Origin of the sequence: Natronomonas salina (assembly GCF_013391105.1) — an archaeon.
In the GTDB taxonomy this organism is placed as follows: Archaea; Halobacteriota; Halobacteria; order Halobacteriales; family Haloarculaceae; genus Natronomonas; species Natronomonas salina.
This window is the reverse complement of record NZ_CP058335.1, coordinates 3,548,233-3,560,802: the sequence shown is the minus strand read 5'-3', so window position 1 is coordinate 3,560,802 and position 12,570 is coordinate 3,548,233. Positions and strand designations below refer to the sequence as shown.

The window sequence follows — 12,570 nt, the reverse complement described above, 5'->3', positions numbered from 1 at the left end:
GTTCTAGTAGACGTAGGCGATCACCTGGCCACCGATGCCCGCCTCTCGGGCCTCGTAGTGGCTCATGATGCCGTGGCTGGTCGTGACGACGAGCGTCCCGTAGTCGCGGGCCGGGAGGAACCGCTTCTCCCACTTCTCGAACTCGTCTGCGCCCGCCGAGTAGCGGGGCTTGACCGCGCCACACTCGTTGATCGCTCCCTTCAGTTCGACCTCGAACCGACCGGCCTTGCCGTCTTCCACGAACTGGAAGCCGTTGATGTACCCGCGGTCGTAGAGGACCTCGAGTACGGAGCCGATCTCGTTCGAGGCGGGCGATACCGTCTGGTCTAGGTGGCCGACGCTCTCGGCGTTGTCGAGTCCCGACAGCGCGCTGGCCAGTGGATCGTTGTCCGCCATTGTTAGCTGTACTTCTTGAAGCCCATGCTCCGGGCGACCTCGCGGAAGCACTGTCGGCACAGCCAGATGTCGTACTTGCCGACGAGTCCCTGCTCGCGCCCGCAGCGCTGACACGATTCGAGCTGGCCGGTTCGCTTGGCGGCCTGCTCGCCCGTCTCAGGTTCTGTCTCTGATTCGCTCATTCGGTCACCTCCACGTCGTAGTTCGCTTCGAGGAACGCGATGGCGTCCTCGGCGGTCAGCCGGTGTCGCGACGGGATCTGCCGTGCGACCTTGTCTCGCTTGCGCACGCGGTAGCCCGGCCGGACCAGGTTCACCGTCACGTCGAGCCCGAAGATACCGATCTCCGGGTCGTACTCCTGGCTCGGGAACTCCGTGTGCTCCTCGACGCCGAAGCTGAAGTTGCCGGTCTCGTCGAACTGCGAGGCCGAGACGTCGGCCAGCGGCAGCGCCGTCTCCAGGAACGCCTCGGCGGCGTCCCCGCGCAGGGTGACCTTCGCGCCGATCGGGTCGCCCTCGCGGACGTTGAAGTCCTGGATGGTCCGCTGGGCCGTCGTCCTGACGGGGTCCTGCCCCGTGATCTCGCTCAGGATGGTCTCGGCCTCGGCGAGCGGTTCGCCACCGCGGCCGATGCCCATGTGGGCGACGACCTTCTCGACGGTGGGCTCGCGCATCTCGTGGAACTCGCCGGCGTCGGCGTCCGATTCGGAGCTCATTCGCCGTCACCTCCGTCCTGCTCGCGGCTCCCGCCGCTCGCGTCTTCCGACTCGGTGCCCGAGTCGCCCGTGAAGTTCTCGTCGATGACGACGACGTACTCCTCGATCGTCTCGAAGTCGTCGCCGTTCTCGGCGTCGATCAGCACGTTGTTGTCGGAGGACCCGGGGGTCACCTGGATCTCGTCGATGGTGCCGATCTGGCCCGCGTGGGCGCCGCGAACGGCGGTGACGAGCGCGCCCTCTTCGTAGGTGAAGTGGGCGACGACCTCGTCGCCCTCGTTGGAGACGACGATGGAGTCGTTCGTGCTGTAGCCGGCGTCGTCGTCGACGAGCAGCGTCTGTCCGTCGTGCAGCGTCAGCTGCGTGTCGCCGCCGGCGACCTGCTGCTTGCCGGCGATTTTACCGAGCTTCGACTGCGCGGCGTCCTCGGCGATGGCCGTCAGCGAGAGCCGACCGCCCTCGTCCGGGAACACGCGGTAGTACTCCTCGCGTTCGACGAACGCCAGGATGTCGAACATCCCGATGGGGATGCGCTCGTCGGAGACCGCCTTGCCGTTGACCAGGACGCTGTCCTGCTCGAGGGCGTAGCGCGCCTCCTTCTTCGAGTCGACGTAGCCGAGCACGTCGCGCAGGACGATGAGGAGCGGAACCCCCTCCTCGCCGTGCGGTCCCGCGCCCGCCTTCGTCGTGTACTTCTCCTCCTTCCGCTCGACCGGCCACGACTTCGGTACCGCGAGCCGTTTCTGGTGCTTCGTCATTCGTTGTCCTCCTCGAGGCGCGCCTCGCGCACGTCGTCGGAGAGGTCCAGGTCGGTGACCTGGACGTTGCTGGCCTCGAGCGAACGGGGAACCTCCTCGCCGTCCGCCGTCTCCAGCGTCACGTCCTCGACGTTGATCTCCGCGGCACGGAGGTCGACGTCGACGACCTCGCCGGTCTCGCCGGCGAAGTCGCCGCGCTGGACCTCGACCGTGTCGCCCACGTTGACGCGGACGGACCGCTGGCCGTACTCCTCGCGGAGGTCGGGCGACAGCGGCGCGCGGACCTGCTTCTGCTTGTCGTGCAGCGCGGCGCGCTCCTGTCGGTTGCGCTGTTTGGTTGGTTGTCGTGTCATTGCTATACGATGATGGTCGCCGTGCTGGCGATGCTCCCGAACCGCTCTGCGACCTCGCGAGCGATGGGGCCCTTCAGTTCGGTCCCGCGGGGGTCCTCGTTCTCGTCGACGATGACCGCCGCGTTGTCCTCGAACTTCACGCGCGTGCCGTCCGGCCGCCGGACCGGCTTGCGCTGGCGGATGATGACCGCCTCGAGGACCTGTCGCCGCATCTCCGGGGTGCCCTTGGTGACCGAGACGGTCACCTTGTCACCGAGGCCCGCCTTCGGGTGGCGGTTCTTGGTGCCGGAGTAGCCGGAGATCGAGATGACCTTCAGCTCCCGGGCGCCCGTGTTGTCGGCGCAGGTGATCAGCGACCCCTTCTCGAGGCCCTGCGTGACGTCGGCGTTCAGCGCCTCCATCACTCCTCACCTTCCTTGACTTCCACGACCACGTGGCTCTTCGTCTTCGAGAGCGGTCGCGTCTCTGCTATCTTCACGTCGTCGCCGACCGAGAGCGGCTCCAGTACCTCCGGCACGTGCGCCGGGATGCGCGACCGCCGCTTCATGTAGCGGTCGTACTTGGGTACCTTCACGTCGTACTCTCGCTCGACGACGACCGTACGGTCCATGTCGTTGGAGACGACCGTCCCCTCGATGATTTGCCCGCGGACGGGCAGGTCACCGTAGAACGGACACGTCTCGTAGTCGTACTCCTCCGGATTTTCGGGTTCCGGAGGTTTGGTTACGTCGAGTCCTATTGCCATAGTGAACCTCCATTCGTTTCGGTGCGCCGGGCGGGCCGGGCGACGAGTCGGTCACCGTCGACGAGCACTGTGGCGTCGTCTAGGTCGAACCGGAACGTCGCGTCGGCCTTCGGCACCTGCTTGACTCCCTCGCCCGTCGCCACGAGCAACGTGTGCATCGTCTCGTCGACGACGCGCCCGGCTACCCCGACGAGGTCGGGATTGGGCGAGTCCTCGACGGCGACGTCGAGTCCGGCGAGTTCGTGGCGGACGAGCGATTCGGGAGTCATTCGTCCAGATCGCCCTCCTCTCGCTGGACCGTCTTCAGCCGCGCGATCGTGCGCTTGAGCTCGCCGATGCGGCCCGGGTTCTCCGGGGCGCCACCGGCGGCCAGGACGGCCTTCTCGTTGAGCAGCTCGGTCTCGAGCTGCTCGAGCTCTACCTCGCGTTCGGCGGGCGTCATGTCGCGGATCTCGTCGACGTGCAGGATGGCCATGATCACTCACCCTCCTCGTCGGCGTCCGCGTCTCCCTCGCCCTCCATCTCGGCGACGAGTTCCTCCGCCTCGGCGGCGACGTCCTCGTCGAGGTCCTCCTCGGCGTCCTCGAGGTCGTCGATGTCCTCGTCGGACTCCTGGGCCGCCGTCTCCGAGACGCCGGACTTCGTCTGGCCGGCGTCGGACTCGTCGGCCGCCTCCGACTGGACGATCTCCTCTTCGACGACCTCCTCCTCGATGTCGGCGGCCTCCTCGGCCTCGCCGCGGGCCTCCGCGCCCTCGGCCTCGGTGCCGGTGGCCGCGTCGGGTTCGTCGGCCTCGTCGGGCTCCTCGAGGAGCTCCTCGACGTCGCCCTCGGGTTCCTCGACGAAGTCCTCGACCTCCATGTCCTCGTAGACCTCGAAGTCGTCGGGGAGTTCGGCGTTCGGCGGGATGATCTTCACCTGGACGCCGATGGTGCCGAGCTTCATGACCGCCGTCCCGATACCGTGGTCGACGATCTCCTCGGCGGGTTCGCCGTTGTGCTTGATGTACCCGCGATTGAACTTCTCGACGCGCGAGCGGGCGCCCGTGACCTTCCCGCTGAGGACGATCTCGGCGCCGAGGGCGCCGGAGTCCATGATGCGGTCGATGGTCGTGTGGCCCGCCTTCCGGAAGTACCAGCCGCGCTCGAGGGCGTTGGCCAGCCGGTCGGCGACGATCTGGGCGTTCAGGTCCGGCTCGTCCACCTCCTGGACGTCGATCTGTGGGTCGTCGAGGTCGAACCGCTCCTCGAGTTCCGTCGTGATCTTCCGGATGTTCTTCCCGCCCTTGCCGATGACCATGCCGGGCTTCTCGGCCTTGAGCACGATCTGGGTGCCCATCGGCGTCTTGGCGACGTCCATGCCGCCGTAGCCCGCGCGGCTCAGCTCGTCCGAGAAGAACTCGTCGATCTGGGTCCGCTGGAGCCCGTTCTCGATGAACTGGTGTTCGTCGGCCATTATTCGTCACCCTCCTCCTCGGTCTCGAGGACGAGTTCGACGTCGACCTGCGGGGTGTTCCAGGGGGAGGCACGACCGAACGCCCGCGGCTTCTGGCCGGGGGACTCCCCGACCTTGTGCGCCGCGACGTGCGCGATGGTCATCGCCTCGCCCTCGAAGCCCTGGTGGTCGGCGTTGTTGATGGCGTTCTCGAGCAGGTCGAGGAACGCCTTCGACGCCTTGTTCGGGTACCGGCCCGCGTCCCAGCCGTCGATGTCGTTGCGGTGACCGACACCGGTGTTGTGGGACTTGAAGGGAACCGACCGCTCTTCGTCGACGACCGCCTCCAGGTACTCGACGGCCTCGCCGGCCGTCTTGCCCTTGATCTCGCGGGCGATCTCCTTGCTGTGCTTGTGGCTCATGTGACGCTCCCGGAGCATGGCTTTCGCCGTCGTGTCCGGATCCGCGTCGATTGAGTAGCTGATTCCCATGGTTACTTGAGCGGTACGAACTTCGAGGAGCGGGTGGCCCCGATTCCTGCCTGTCCGTGTTCGACGGACGTGCGAGTCAGCTGGAACTCGCCGAGGTAGTGCCCGAGCATCTCGGGTTCGACCTCGACGCGCTCGAAGCTCTGGCCGTTGTACACCGCGAACGTGAGTCCGACGAACTCCGGCAGGATCGGCATGTCCCGCAGGTGCGTCCGGATCGGGTCGTTCGCGGTCTCCTCCTCCTCGGCGTTCCGTGCCTTCTCGAGCAGCTTCTGCTTCTCGACGGAGAGGCCCCGCGCGATGGTTCGCCGCTGGCGTGCGGGCAGCAGTTCCGCGACCTCGTCGAGCTCCATGTCCTGCAGCTCGTCGAGCGTGTGACCACGGAAGGAGAACTCCCCCTCGTGGCCGATCTGGTATTCCGAACTCATTCTCTACCTCCTTTGCCGCCGCGTCCGGTCCGCTTGGAGGCGATGTCGCCGACCTTGCGGCCCGGGGGCGCGTTCCGGGAGATGCTCTTAGGTTTGCCGGGGTGCTGTCGGCCGCCGCCACCGAAGGGGTGGTCGACGGCGTTCATCGCGACACCGCGGACTCGCGGGTACTTCGTCCCGCGCGCTTTCATCTTGTGGTGCTTGTTGCCGGCCTTCACGAACGGCTTCTCCGTCCGACCGCCGCCGGCGACCACGCCGATCGTGGCGCGGCACTCCGGGGACAGCCGGCGCATCTCGCCGCTCGGCAGCTGGACGACCGCGGCGTTGCGGTCGTGGGTGAGCAGCGTCGCGCTCACGCCGGAGGCGCGGGCGAACTTGCCCCCGTCGCCGGGCTGGCGCTCGACGTTGCACACCGGGACGCCCTCCGGGATCTCCGCCAGCGGCATCGTGTTGCCGGGTGCGATCTCGGCGGAGACGCCGATCTGGATCGTGTCGCCGACCGTGACGCCCTCGGGGGCGAGCACGAGCCGGCGGTCCTCGTCCTCGAACTGCACGTCGGCCAGCGGCGCCGACCGCGCGGGGTCGTGCTCGATGCCGACGACCTCGCCGGAGACGACGTCCGAGTCCTCGACGTTGCGGTACGAGAGGTCCGCCTTGTATCGGTGCGACGGCGCGCGGAACGTCGACGTCCCGCGGCCACGTCGCTGACCCTGGATTCTGCGTCCCACGGTCAGAACACCCCGATCCGGGAGGCGACTTCCTGTGCGTCGTCGCCTTCCCCGAGTTCGACGGTTGCTTTCTTCTCGCCGTTCATCGTGTTCTGCGTGTTGACCGAGGCGACCGAGACGTCGAACTGCTGCTCGACGGCCTCGGCGATCTCGCCCTTGCTGGCGCCGGTGTCGCAGATGAACTGCAGCTTGTTGTCGAAGTCCATGGCGTTCATGGCCTTCTCGGTGACGAGCGGGTGCTTCAGCGTCATCGCCCCGCCACCTCCTCGACGGCGCTCTCGGTCCACAGCGTGAGGCGACCGGCCTGCGTGCCGGGCGCGAGATCCTCCGCGTTGACCTCGCCGGCCGTCGCGACGTCGGCGCCCGCGAGGTTGCGGGCGGCCAGCGACGGCTCCTCGCTGGTGACGACCAGGAGCGACTTCGGCTGCGTGTACTTCCGCCCGCGGGTCGTCCCGCGGCCGGCCCGGACCGTCTTGCCGTCCTCGGCGCGCTCGACGTCCGCGTAGACGCCCAGCGTCTCGAAGAACTCGACGGCCTCCTTCGTCTTCTGGAGGTCCTCGAAGTCGTCGCTCACGACGAGCGGGATCTCGAGGTCGTCGTCGAACGCGTGACCGCGCTCGGCGACGAGCTCCGGGTCCGCGGTCGCCGCGATGGCGCTGCGGGTGGCGAGCTTCTTCTCCTTGGTGTTCATCTCGAGTCCGCGGTCCGTCTCGACCTTCGGCGGGTGCGCCGGGCGGCCGGAGACGGCCTGCGGCACCTCGCGTGCGCGCCCGTTCTGTCTGGGCACGTGCGCCATCCCGCGGCCGCTGCCGTGGGACTCCGCCGGGGTCCTGAGACCCGCGTACTCGTCTGTACCTGTGTCCTGCTGTCGGTTGGCCTGGGCGGCGAGCACCGCGCGCTTGATGAGGTCGGGCCGGTAGGGCGTCTCGAAGACGTCCGGCAGGTCGACCTCGCCCGCGTCGTCGCCGTCCAGGTCTCGTACTGTTGCGTTCATGTGTTATCCCTGGTTGGAGGCGGTTGAGACGTACCGAACCTCGGGGTCGAGGCGCGGCTGGTCTGCAGGTCGCACCGCCGGGCGGAAGCGCACGAGGCGCTTGTCGGGGCCCGGAACGGAGCCCTTCACCAGCGCGTACGAACCGTCGACCTCGCCGTAGTTGACGAAGCCACCGTCCGGGGTGACGTCGTCGTCGCCGAGGTCGACGAGCCGCTTGTTCAGCTCCGTACGCTGGTGGTAGCCGGTCTGTCCCTGCTGGGGGACGGTCGACCGGACGCGCGAGGGGTTCCAGGGGCCGAGGTTGCCGATGCGTCGGCGCCAGCCCTGTCGGGCGTGCTTGCCCTTCCGCTTCTGGACGCCCCATCGCTTGACGGGACCCTGCGTGCCTTTGCCCTTCGTGACGCCCGCGACGTCGGCGTACTCGCCGGCGCGGAACACGTCCGTCACGGAGTGTTCCCCGCCCTCGTCGACGAGGTCGAACGCGAAGTCGACGCGCTCGTCCAGCGAGCCGCCGCCGACGCGCGTCTCCATCACGTCGGGGCGTTTCTTCGGGACGCTCGAAAGCTGGCTCGGGACCGTGTGGGTGATGACCCGCACGTCCCCGAGGGCACCCTCGTCGAGTGCATCGCGGATCTCGCTTTCGGCGTCGCCGGACTGTCCTTCAGGTACGGAGAGCGCCCGCTCGAGGTCGTCGTGGACGTCGTCGGTCCAGACCTCGGTCAGTGGACGCTGCCCGTACGGCGTGTCTTCGTAAGCTCGGACGGCTACAGCCCGCATCGGTGGCGTCTCGACGACGGTCACCGGGACGGTCTCCTCCTGACCCTCGCGGGGGGAGTTGGGCTCGTCGTTGATCGAAACGACGTGGCTCATACCGGCCTTGTAGCCGGCGAAACCCTGGAGCCCGGGCTGTCCCTCGTCGTCCGGCCAGGAGTTGAATCGCGGGACCTCACTGGCCGCACGGCTGCGGGGGCTGAAGCCCATCGAGCCTTTGCGTGGTCTGCTTGGTTGTGGCATTTATCTCACTCCAGTGTGAGGGGCGCGAGAGTGGCGAACAGAGCCTCCTCCGTCCGCACGACCTCGCTACCCTGGTTCGGAACCGTATTGAGCCAAAGGTCGAACCGCGCTGTGGGTTCGTCGTCGTCGATGGTCTCCTCGCCGGGCTGGCAGTCCAGAACCTCCGGCAGCCCCCGTTCGGGGGCGCCGAAGGCGACTGTCAGTCCGTCGGACGTCGTCCGCTCGACCAGCTGGCCGAGACGGTCGACCGTCAGCACCTCGCCGTGCCGCGACGCGGCGATCCGTACGCCGGCGTCGGGGCGGGTGAGGGCGTCCGCGATGGTCGCACGCTCGACGGAGAACCCCGGAAGGGGTTCGTCCACGAGTTTCGCGCGAACCGGTTCTCTCGAAGAGACCCTGATGGTGACGCGCTCCCCCTCCGCGACCTCCATCGATGGAGGGACGGGGAGGGAGATCGGGTGTTGCAGTCCGCAATTGACCCGGACGCGCCCGTCAGATCCGACCTCGGTCACGATTCCCTGTCTTAACGACCCCGAACCGTCCGATCCGGAGCCGGTCTGTGAACGGACGCGGAGCGGCGGCAGGATGCCCGCGTACTCTAGTTCGTCCCGCCTGCTCCACGCCTCCTTTCGGAGGTACGGAGCCGTGGCGGCGTACGACAGCACGGTGCTGACGAACCCGTCGCCGAACCGGCCGTCGTCGCCCCCGGAATCGGGGTAGACGACGAGCCGATCCACCCGGAAGATGACCGCCGCGCGTGCGACGTAGCCGAGCTTGCGAGTCGCCTCGCGTTTGTCCTCGGCCTCCCGGGTCAGAGACGACGGCACGAGCACGCTGCGTGTCATGCCGTGACGCTTCCTCGTCCCTTCACTAGACTGTGACGGTCCTACCGAATGCTACCTTAAAAGTATCGCGATGTTCGACCGCCGTGGTTTCCGTTGACAGCCCCGTGGTGGGGGCTGACGGGGCGGAAACTCACACACGGGGCGAGGTTCCGCAAGCCTTTTATCCATATCCCCGGTACCAGAGATTGCGAAAGGCGTCGGTAGTGTAGTGGTATCACGTGACCTTGCCATGGTCACAACCTGGGTTCAAATCCCAGCCGACGCACTTCTACGGCGAATCGACCGACAGCGTCGCCGACACCCGGCCCATCCGGAGGGTAGAGGCAAAATTCAGCGTTTAGGCCCGCCTCTTTTCACTTCAGAAGTCCAACCATTCGGCGTGAACGTTCCAGACGACGCGACACGGCGGCGAGTCCTCACTGGTACCGGCGCGGCATTCGCGGCGGCGCTCGCAGGGTGTGGAAGCCCGGGCGGCGACGAGGGCGACGACGGGAACGCCTCCGGCGACGGCGGAACCGAGACCGACTCCGTGGCCCAGGAGGGTAACGAATCCGGTAGCGGAGTCCCGACCGACGAGGAGGCGGACGACCCGTACGCCCCCGAGGATAACTCGACCCGGGGTTCGGGCAACAGGACGGTCGAGGAGCGGACACCGGGTGACGCGGAGACTGAGAGCAGTGGCGGAACCGGCGGGAACCAGAGCGGGACCGGAGACGGTGGCGGCGATGGCAGCAGTCAGAACGGGAGCTAGTCCACGGTAGCGGACGACACCGGCGATTCTGTCACCTATCTCACCTCTTTCAGCGGCTGAAAGGGGTGGTAGACTAAAGTACTCGCGACCCCGTGGCGAGTCTATGGGTACCACCCGTCGAGTGCTGGAGTTCGGGCCGGTCTCCGTCGAGGTACCGGCCGTGACCAGCGTGCGGGTACTCGGTCGGAGCCGGTTCGCCGCGTGGTCGGACGAGGACCTCGTGACCGTCTCCGTCGGGCGTTACAGCCTCGCTCTCAACGAGCGCGGGATGCTCGTGCTGCGGAAGTACGAACTCCCGGCCAAGTGACCGACCGGGTCGAAAGCCCCGCCGCGGTAGCTCTCTTGTTAATTCACGCGCACGCGTGAGGAGATAGAATCGTCTGCACTATAGTCTGCACTGTAGCCCACCGGCGACGTTGCGCTACAGCCCACCGGCCACGTCTCGGGGGTACGCTATAACTCGGTGGCGCACGTAGGCCCCGTATGAGCGTCGTCGCGTTACTGAGCGTCGCACCGGTGATCGAGGACAGCATGGCTCCGGAGGTCGCGAAGGCGGTCGACGCCCTGGAGGACTTCGACGTGAGCTACGAGACCACGCCGATGGGGACGATTCTCGAAGCCGACGAAATCGAGGAGCTGATGGCCGCCGCGACCGCCGCCCACAGGGCGGTCGACGCCGACCGCGTGAGCACGTTCCTCAAGATCGACGACAAGCGGACGCGGGACCACGACGCCGCCGAGAAGGTCGAGGCCGTCGAGCGCGAGCTCGGCCGCGAACCCCGCGGAGAGCGGTCGTGATGGCCACGTGGATGGCCGGTGGTCGTCCGTTGCGAGCGGCGCGCAGCCTGAGATAAGGAAAAGGCATATCCCCCGCCCAACATACGTTCTGGCATGAGCACGCCCCCCGGCGAGTACTACACCGAGGAACGCTGGAACAACTGGCTCGACAGGCTCCGGGAGGAGGAGATCGACCCCGAGAACGAGGACTCCGCCCGCCTCCTGTTGAACCTCCAGGACGACACCGCCATCGCGATCGCGAAGATCGTCACCGACTACGAGGACGGGGAGCTCGACGAGGACGCCGCCCTCCAGGAGCTCGCCCACCTCCGCGATATCGTCCTCTCGGAGGTCGAGTTCGAGGACGAGGAGAAGCTGATGCTCGTCGACGGCGTCCAGACCTCGCTGGTCTGCGTCTTCTACGCCGCCGAGGAGTACATCGCCGCCGGCCCCGCCGAGGACGGCACCGTCGAGGAGTACATCCGCGGCGCGGCCGACGCCGAGGCCGAGGAGGACCTCGACGCCGCCCTCGCCCACTGCGCGCAGGCCGGAACGCTGCTCTTCGCCGGCGAGGAACTCGACATGGAGGTCGCCGAGGACATCGAGTACGGCCTCGTCGCCGAGTGGGTCAACGGCCTCGACTCGCTGGGGACCGCGCTGGCCGACCCCGAAGTCGTCGAAGAGGACGGCTGAACCCGCGGTCGACCCTCCGACGGCACCGCCGATCCGGTTCGAAGATTCTCGCCGGGCGAACTTCGACGTCCCCATCACCGACGTGTCGCGGCAACACGCGTGACGTAAACGCTGTGGCTCCCTCCTGGCTGGAGCGAGGGGACATCCTTTTAGTTACCAGTTCCGTTGGTCGGCCATGGATTTCTGGGGCGACGAGCGCGGCCAACCCGTCCAGATCGGGTTCATCCTGCTGTTCGGCATCCTGGTGCTCGCGTTCGCGGGGTACCAGGGCTACGTCGTCCCCAACCAGAACTCGCAGGTGGAGTTCCAGCACAGTCAGGAATCGTCGAACGAGATGCAGACCTTCCGGGAGGACTTCCTTGGAGCGGCGGAAGACGGGCGACGCTTCTCTGCCGGGTTCACGCTCGGAACGGACTACCAGCCCAGGCTCATCGCGCTGAATCCGCCACCGGTCAGTGGCAAACTCCGCACGGAACAACCGGGTAACGGTCGATTCTACCTCGATACTGGCGACGAGTCGCTGGCGGAGGTCTGCGGTGTCGAACAGGGCGGCGACGGAGGCGTCCCGAGCAAAGCGCTCGTCTACCAGCCCGCGTACAACGAATACCAGAACAGCCCTCGGGTCGTCTACGAGAACACCGTCACCTACAACCGCTTCAGCCGGAACGACGCCGTGACCCTGACCACCGAGCAGACGCTCATCCAGGGGACAGACATCCTCATCCCGCCCCTCGTGGGTGAGGTCTCGGAGCACGGGACGGAGCGGCACACTGTGGATCTGTACCCGGGGAAGGCGGGCGTCGGTAAGGCGACCGGGTCCGGTATGACGTTGACTGTCCCCACAGAACTCGGCGCAGAACAGTGGGAGCGCCTGCTGGAAGACGAGATGGGCGAGGACGGGAAGGTCGAGTCAGTGAGTCCCAACGGTTCCAACGTGGACATCGCCCTCGAAGCCGGCTCGTACGACATCACCTGTCCCGTCATCGGGGTCGGTGATCAGCCAGATAACGCACCAGCGCAAGTGCGGGGTGCGGACGACGACATCAATCCGGCGGCACCCGGTGGAGTCCAGCTCGTCGGAGCCGATTGGAACAAAAATGCCGTGACGTTGACCTTCGAGAACTCCGGTGGCCAAAATAACTTCACAGAAGGCCGGATCAATTTCTACCACGGTAATCAGAAACCGGAAAAGGTAGTCGCGGTCAACGCGATCGGAGCAGGTGACAATCCTCGGGGAGAAAATTGGCCGGTAATGGGTGAGTTCAATGATCTTACACCACCCGTACTGTTAGAAGGTGACGGCGGCACGGCTTCGGTCGAAATCGAGTTCGACAGGAACATCAACGTGAACCAGGATTTCATCGTCATCACCTTTACCCTCGAAACGGGAGAGCGAGCGACGTACTTCGTCGGTGGGGAATTTTAGGCCTCGGAGATTGGATTCTTAGAGA

21 protein-coding genes, 1 tRNA gene and 1 pseudogene are annotated in these 12,570 nt (G+C 66.8%); 6 read left to right on the top strand and 17 right to left on the bottom strand.

The window, feature by feature from the left end; genetic code table 11:
• Positions 1 to 3: 3 nt before the first annotated feature.
• From HWV07_RS18515 to HWV07_RS18435, 17 genes and pseudogenes are all read right to left on the bottom strand, one after another.
• Positions 4 to 396 carry a 30S ribosomal protein S8 gene (locus tag HWV07_RS18515; protein ID WP_178335749.1) on the bottom strand — a complete coding sequence of 131 codons (393 nt, stop codon included), beginning with the start codon at positions 394 to 396 and terminating at the stop codon, positions 4 to 6.
• Positions 397 to 398: 2 nt separating this feature from the next.
• Positions 399 to 578, bottom strand: coding sequence for a 30S ribosomal protein S14 (locus HWV07_RS18510; RefSeq protein ID WP_178335748.1), 180 nt, complete (start codon positions 576 to 578; stop codon positions 399 to 401).
• Entirely contained in the window at positions 575 to 1,111 is a 537-nt protein-coding gene (locus HWV07_RS18505) for a 50S ribosomal protein L5 (protein ID WP_178335747.1), read from the bottom strand. The genes HWV07_RS18510 and HWV07_RS18505 overlap by 4 nt, the downstream gene beginning before the upstream one ends.
• The gene (locus tag HWV07_RS18500; protein ID WP_178335746.1) at positions 1,108 to 1,869 is read right to left on the bottom strand and encodes a 30S ribosomal protein S4e; all 762 of its coding nucleotides are present in this window, start codon (positions 1,867 to 1,869) and stop codon (positions 1,108 to 1,110) included. Before HWV07_RS18500 ends, HWV07_RS18505 begins: the two co-directional genes overlap by 4 nt.
• Positions 1,866 to 2,222: a 50S ribosomal protein L24 gene (rplX, locus tag HWV07_RS18495; RefSeq protein WP_178335745.1), complete on the bottom strand. Its 357-nt coding sequence runs from the start codon at positions 2,220 to 2,222 to the stop codon at positions 1,866 to 1,868. The genes HWV07_RS18500 and rplX overlap by 4 nt, the downstream gene beginning before the upstream one ends.
• A 2-nt stretch (positions 2,223 to 2,224) precedes the next feature.
• Positions 2,225 to 2,623 carry a 50S ribosomal protein L14 gene (locus HWV07_RS18490; protein ID WP_178335744.1) on the bottom strand — a complete coding sequence of 133 codons (399 nt, stop codon included), beginning with the start codon at positions 2,621 to 2,623 and terminating at the stop codon, positions 2,225 to 2,227.
• Between the two features lie 11 nt (positions 2,624 to 2,634).
• A pseudogene (locus HWV07_RS18485) lies at positions 2,635 to 2,967 on the bottom strand (30S ribosomal protein S17); the annotation flags it as partial.
• Positions 2,958 to 3,236, bottom strand: a complete 279-nt coding sequence (locus tag HWV07_RS18480; RefSeq protein WP_178335742.1) for a ribonuclease P protein component 1 — start codon at positions 3,234 to 3,236, stop codon at positions 2,958 to 2,960. The gene HWV07_RS18480 and the pseudogene HWV07_RS18485, both read right to left, overlap by 10 nt.
• Positions 3,233 to 3,442 carry a 50S ribosomal protein L29 gene (gene rpmC, locus HWV07_RS18475; protein WP_178335741.1) on the bottom strand — a complete coding sequence of 70 codons (210 nt, stop codon included), beginning with the start codon at positions 3,440 to 3,442 and terminating at the stop codon, positions 3,233 to 3,235. Before rpmC ends, HWV07_RS18480 begins: the two co-directional genes overlap by 4 nt.
• Positions 3,443 to 3,444: 2 nt before the next feature.
• Entirely contained in the window at positions 3,445 to 4,422 is a 978-nt protein-coding gene (locus HWV07_RS18470) for a 30S ribosomal protein S3 (RefSeq protein WP_178335740.1), read from the bottom strand.
• The gene (locus tag HWV07_RS18465; protein WP_178335739.1) at positions 4,422 to 4,892 is read right to left on the bottom strand and encodes a 50S ribosomal protein L22; all 471 of its coding nucleotides are present in this window, start codon (positions 4,890 to 4,892) and stop codon (positions 4,422 to 4,424) included. The genes HWV07_RS18470 and HWV07_RS18465 overlap by 1 nt, the downstream gene beginning before the upstream one ends.
• Positions 4,893 to 4,894: 2 nt before the next feature.
• The gene (locus HWV07_RS18460) at positions 4,895 to 5,317 is read right to left on the bottom strand and encodes a 30S ribosomal protein S19 (protein ID WP_178335738.1); all 423 of its coding nucleotides are present in this window, start codon (positions 5,315 to 5,317) and stop codon (positions 4,895 to 4,897) included.
• Positions 5,314 to 6,045, bottom strand: coding sequence for a 50S ribosomal protein L2 (locus HWV07_RS18455; RefSeq protein WP_178335737.1), 732 nt, complete (start codon positions 6,043 to 6,045; stop codon positions 5,314 to 5,316). The genes HWV07_RS18460 and HWV07_RS18455 overlap by 4 nt, the downstream gene beginning before the upstream one ends.
• 2 nt (positions 6,046 to 6,047) lie before the next feature.
• Positions 6,048 to 6,296: a 50S ribosomal protein L23 gene (locus HWV07_RS18450; RefSeq protein WP_178335736.1), complete on the bottom strand. Its 249-nt coding sequence runs from the start codon at positions 6,294 to 6,296 to the stop codon at positions 6,048 to 6,050.
• Positions 6,293 to 7,039 (bottom strand): 50S ribosomal protein L4, encoded by a 747-nt coding sequence (rpl4p, locus tag HWV07_RS18445; protein WP_178335735.1) that lies wholly within the window; start codon positions 7,037 to 7,039, stop codon positions 6,293 to 6,295. The genes HWV07_RS18450 and rpl4p overlap by 4 nt, the downstream gene beginning before the upstream one ends.
• A gap of 3 nt (positions 7,040 to 7,042) precedes the next feature.
• Complete coding sequence (locus tag HWV07_RS18440) at positions 7,043 to 8,053, bottom strand: 50S ribosomal protein L3 (protein ID WP_178335734.1); 1,011 nt, start codon at positions 8,051 to 8,053, stop codon at positions 7,043 to 7,045.
• Positions 8,054 to 8,058: 5 nt separating this feature from the next.
• A complete protein-coding gene (locus HWV07_RS18435; RefSeq protein ID WP_178335733.1) occupies positions 8,059 to 8,898 on the bottom strand; it encodes a putative RNA uridine N3 methyltransferase in 840 nt (279 codons plus the stop codon).
• Between the two features lie 194 nt (positions 8,899 to 9,092).
• On the opposite strand from HWV07_RS18435, the gene HWV07_RS18430 reads away from it, so the two are divergent.
• The 6 genes from HWV07_RS18430 to HWV07_RS18405 all read left to right on the top strand — a co-directional run bounded on the left by HWV07_RS18430 (position 9,093) and on the right by HWV07_RS18405 (position 12,545).
• Positions 9,093 to 9,163, top strand: a tRNA-Gly gene (locus HWV07_RS18430).
• A 114-nt stretch (positions 9,164 to 9,277) separates the two neighbouring features.
• On the top strand, positions 9,278 to 9,649 hold the full coding sequence (locus HWV07_RS18425) for a hypothetical protein (RefSeq protein ID WP_178335732.1): 372 nt from the start codon (positions 9,278 to 9,280) through the stop codon (positions 9,647 to 9,649).
• Between the two features lie 103 nt (positions 9,650 to 9,752).
• A complete protein-coding gene (locus HWV07_RS18420; RefSeq protein WP_178335731.1) occupies positions 9,753 to 9,956 on the top strand; it encodes a hypothetical protein in 204 nt (67 codons plus the stop codon).
• Between the two features lie 176 nt (positions 9,957 to 10,132).
• Positions 10,133 to 10,447: an MTH1187 family thiamine-binding protein gene (locus tag HWV07_RS18415; RefSeq protein ID WP_178335730.1), complete on the top strand. Its 315-nt coding sequence runs from the start codon at positions 10,133 to 10,135 to the stop codon at positions 10,445 to 10,447.
• Between the two features lie 93 nt (positions 10,448 to 10,540).
• Entirely contained in the window at positions 10,541 to 11,119 is a 579-nt protein-coding gene (locus HWV07_RS18410; protein ID WP_178335729.1) for a DUF2150 family protein, read from the top strand.
• A 175-nt stretch (positions 11,120 to 11,294) separates the two neighbouring features.
• A complete protein-coding gene (locus HWV07_RS18405) occupies positions 11,295 to 12,545 on the top strand; it encodes a hypothetical protein (protein WP_178335728.1) in 1,251 nt (416 codons plus the stop codon).
• Positions 12,546 to 12,570 lie beyond the last annotated feature (25 nt).

Excerpts from the sequence above, each read along its gene's own strand:
- HWV07_RS18515 (WP_178335749.1), bottom strand. The coding sequence starts at position 396 with ATGGCGGACAACGATCCACTGGCCAGCGCGCTGTCGGGACTCGACAAC.
- HWV07_RS18510 (WP_178335748.1), bottom strand. The coding sequence starts at position 578 with ATGAGCGAATCAGAGACAGAACCTGAGACGGGCGAGCAGGCCGCCAAG.
- HWV07_RS18505 (WP_178335747.1), bottom strand. The coding sequence starts at position 1,111 with ATGAGCTCCGAATCGGACGCCGACGCCGGCGAGTTCCACGAGATGCGC.
- HWV07_RS18500 (WP_178335746.1), bottom strand. The coding sequence starts at position 1,869 with ATGACGAAGCACCAGAAACGGCTCGCGGTACCGAAGTCGTGGCCGGTC.
- rplX (WP_178335745.1), bottom strand. The coding sequence starts at position 2,222 with ATGACACGACAACCAACCAAACAGCGCAACCGACAGGAGCGCGCCGCG.
- HWV07_RS18490 (WP_178335744.1), bottom strand. The coding sequence starts at position 2,623 with ATGGAGGCGCTGAACGCCGACGTCACGCAGGGCCTCGAGAAGGGGTCG.
- HWV07_RS18480 (WP_178335742.1), bottom strand. The coding sequence starts at position 3,236 with ATGACTCCCGAATCGCTCGTCCGCCACGAACTCGCCGGACTCGACGTC.
- rpmC (WP_178335741.1), bottom strand. The coding sequence starts at position 3,442 with ATGGCCATCCTGCACGTCGACGAGATCCGCGACATGACGCCCGCCGAA.
- HWV07_RS18470 (WP_178335740.1), bottom strand. The coding sequence starts at position 4,422 with ATGGCCGACGAACACCAGTTCATCGAGAACGGGCTCCAGCGGACCCAG.
- HWV07_RS18465 (WP_178335739.1), bottom strand. The coding sequence starts at position 4,892 with ATGGGAATCAGCTACTCAATCGACGCGGATCCGGACACGACGGCGAAA.
- HWV07_RS18460 (WP_178335738.1), bottom strand. The coding sequence starts at position 5,317 with ATGAGTTCGGAATACCAGATCGGCCACGAGGGGGAGTTCTCCTTCCGT.
- HWV07_RS18450 (WP_178335736.1), bottom strand. The coding sequence starts at position 6,296 with ATGACGCTGAAGCACCCGCTCGTCACCGAGAAGGCCATGAACGCCATG.
- rpl4p (WP_178335735.1), bottom strand. The coding sequence starts at position 7,039 with ATGAACGCAACAGTACGAGACCTGGACGGCGACGACGCGGGCGAGGTC.
- HWV07_RS18440 (WP_178335734.1), bottom strand. The coding sequence starts at position 8,053 with ATGCCACAACCAAGCAGACCACGCAAAGGCTCGATGGGCTTCAGCCCC.
- HWV07_RS18435 (WP_178335733.1), bottom strand. The coding sequence starts at position 8,898 with ATGACACGCAGCGTGCTCGTGCCGTCGTCTCTGACCCGGGAGGCCGAG.
- HWV07_RS18420 (WP_178335731.1), top strand. The coding sequence starts at position 9,753 with ATGGGTACCACCCGTCGAGTGCTGGAGTTCGGGCCGGTCTCCGTCGAG.
- HWV07_RS18415 (WP_178335730.1), top strand. The coding sequence starts at position 10,133 with ATGAGCGTCGTCGCGTTACTGAGCGTCGCACCGGTGATCGAGGACAGC.
- HWV07_RS18410 (WP_178335729.1), top strand. The coding sequence starts at position 10,541 with ATGAGCACGCCCCCCGGCGAGTACTACACCGAGGAACGCTGGAACAAC.
- HWV07_RS18405 (WP_178335728.1), top strand. The coding sequence starts at position 11,295 with ATGGATTTCTGGGGCGACGAGCGCGGCCAACCCGTCCAGATCGGGTTC.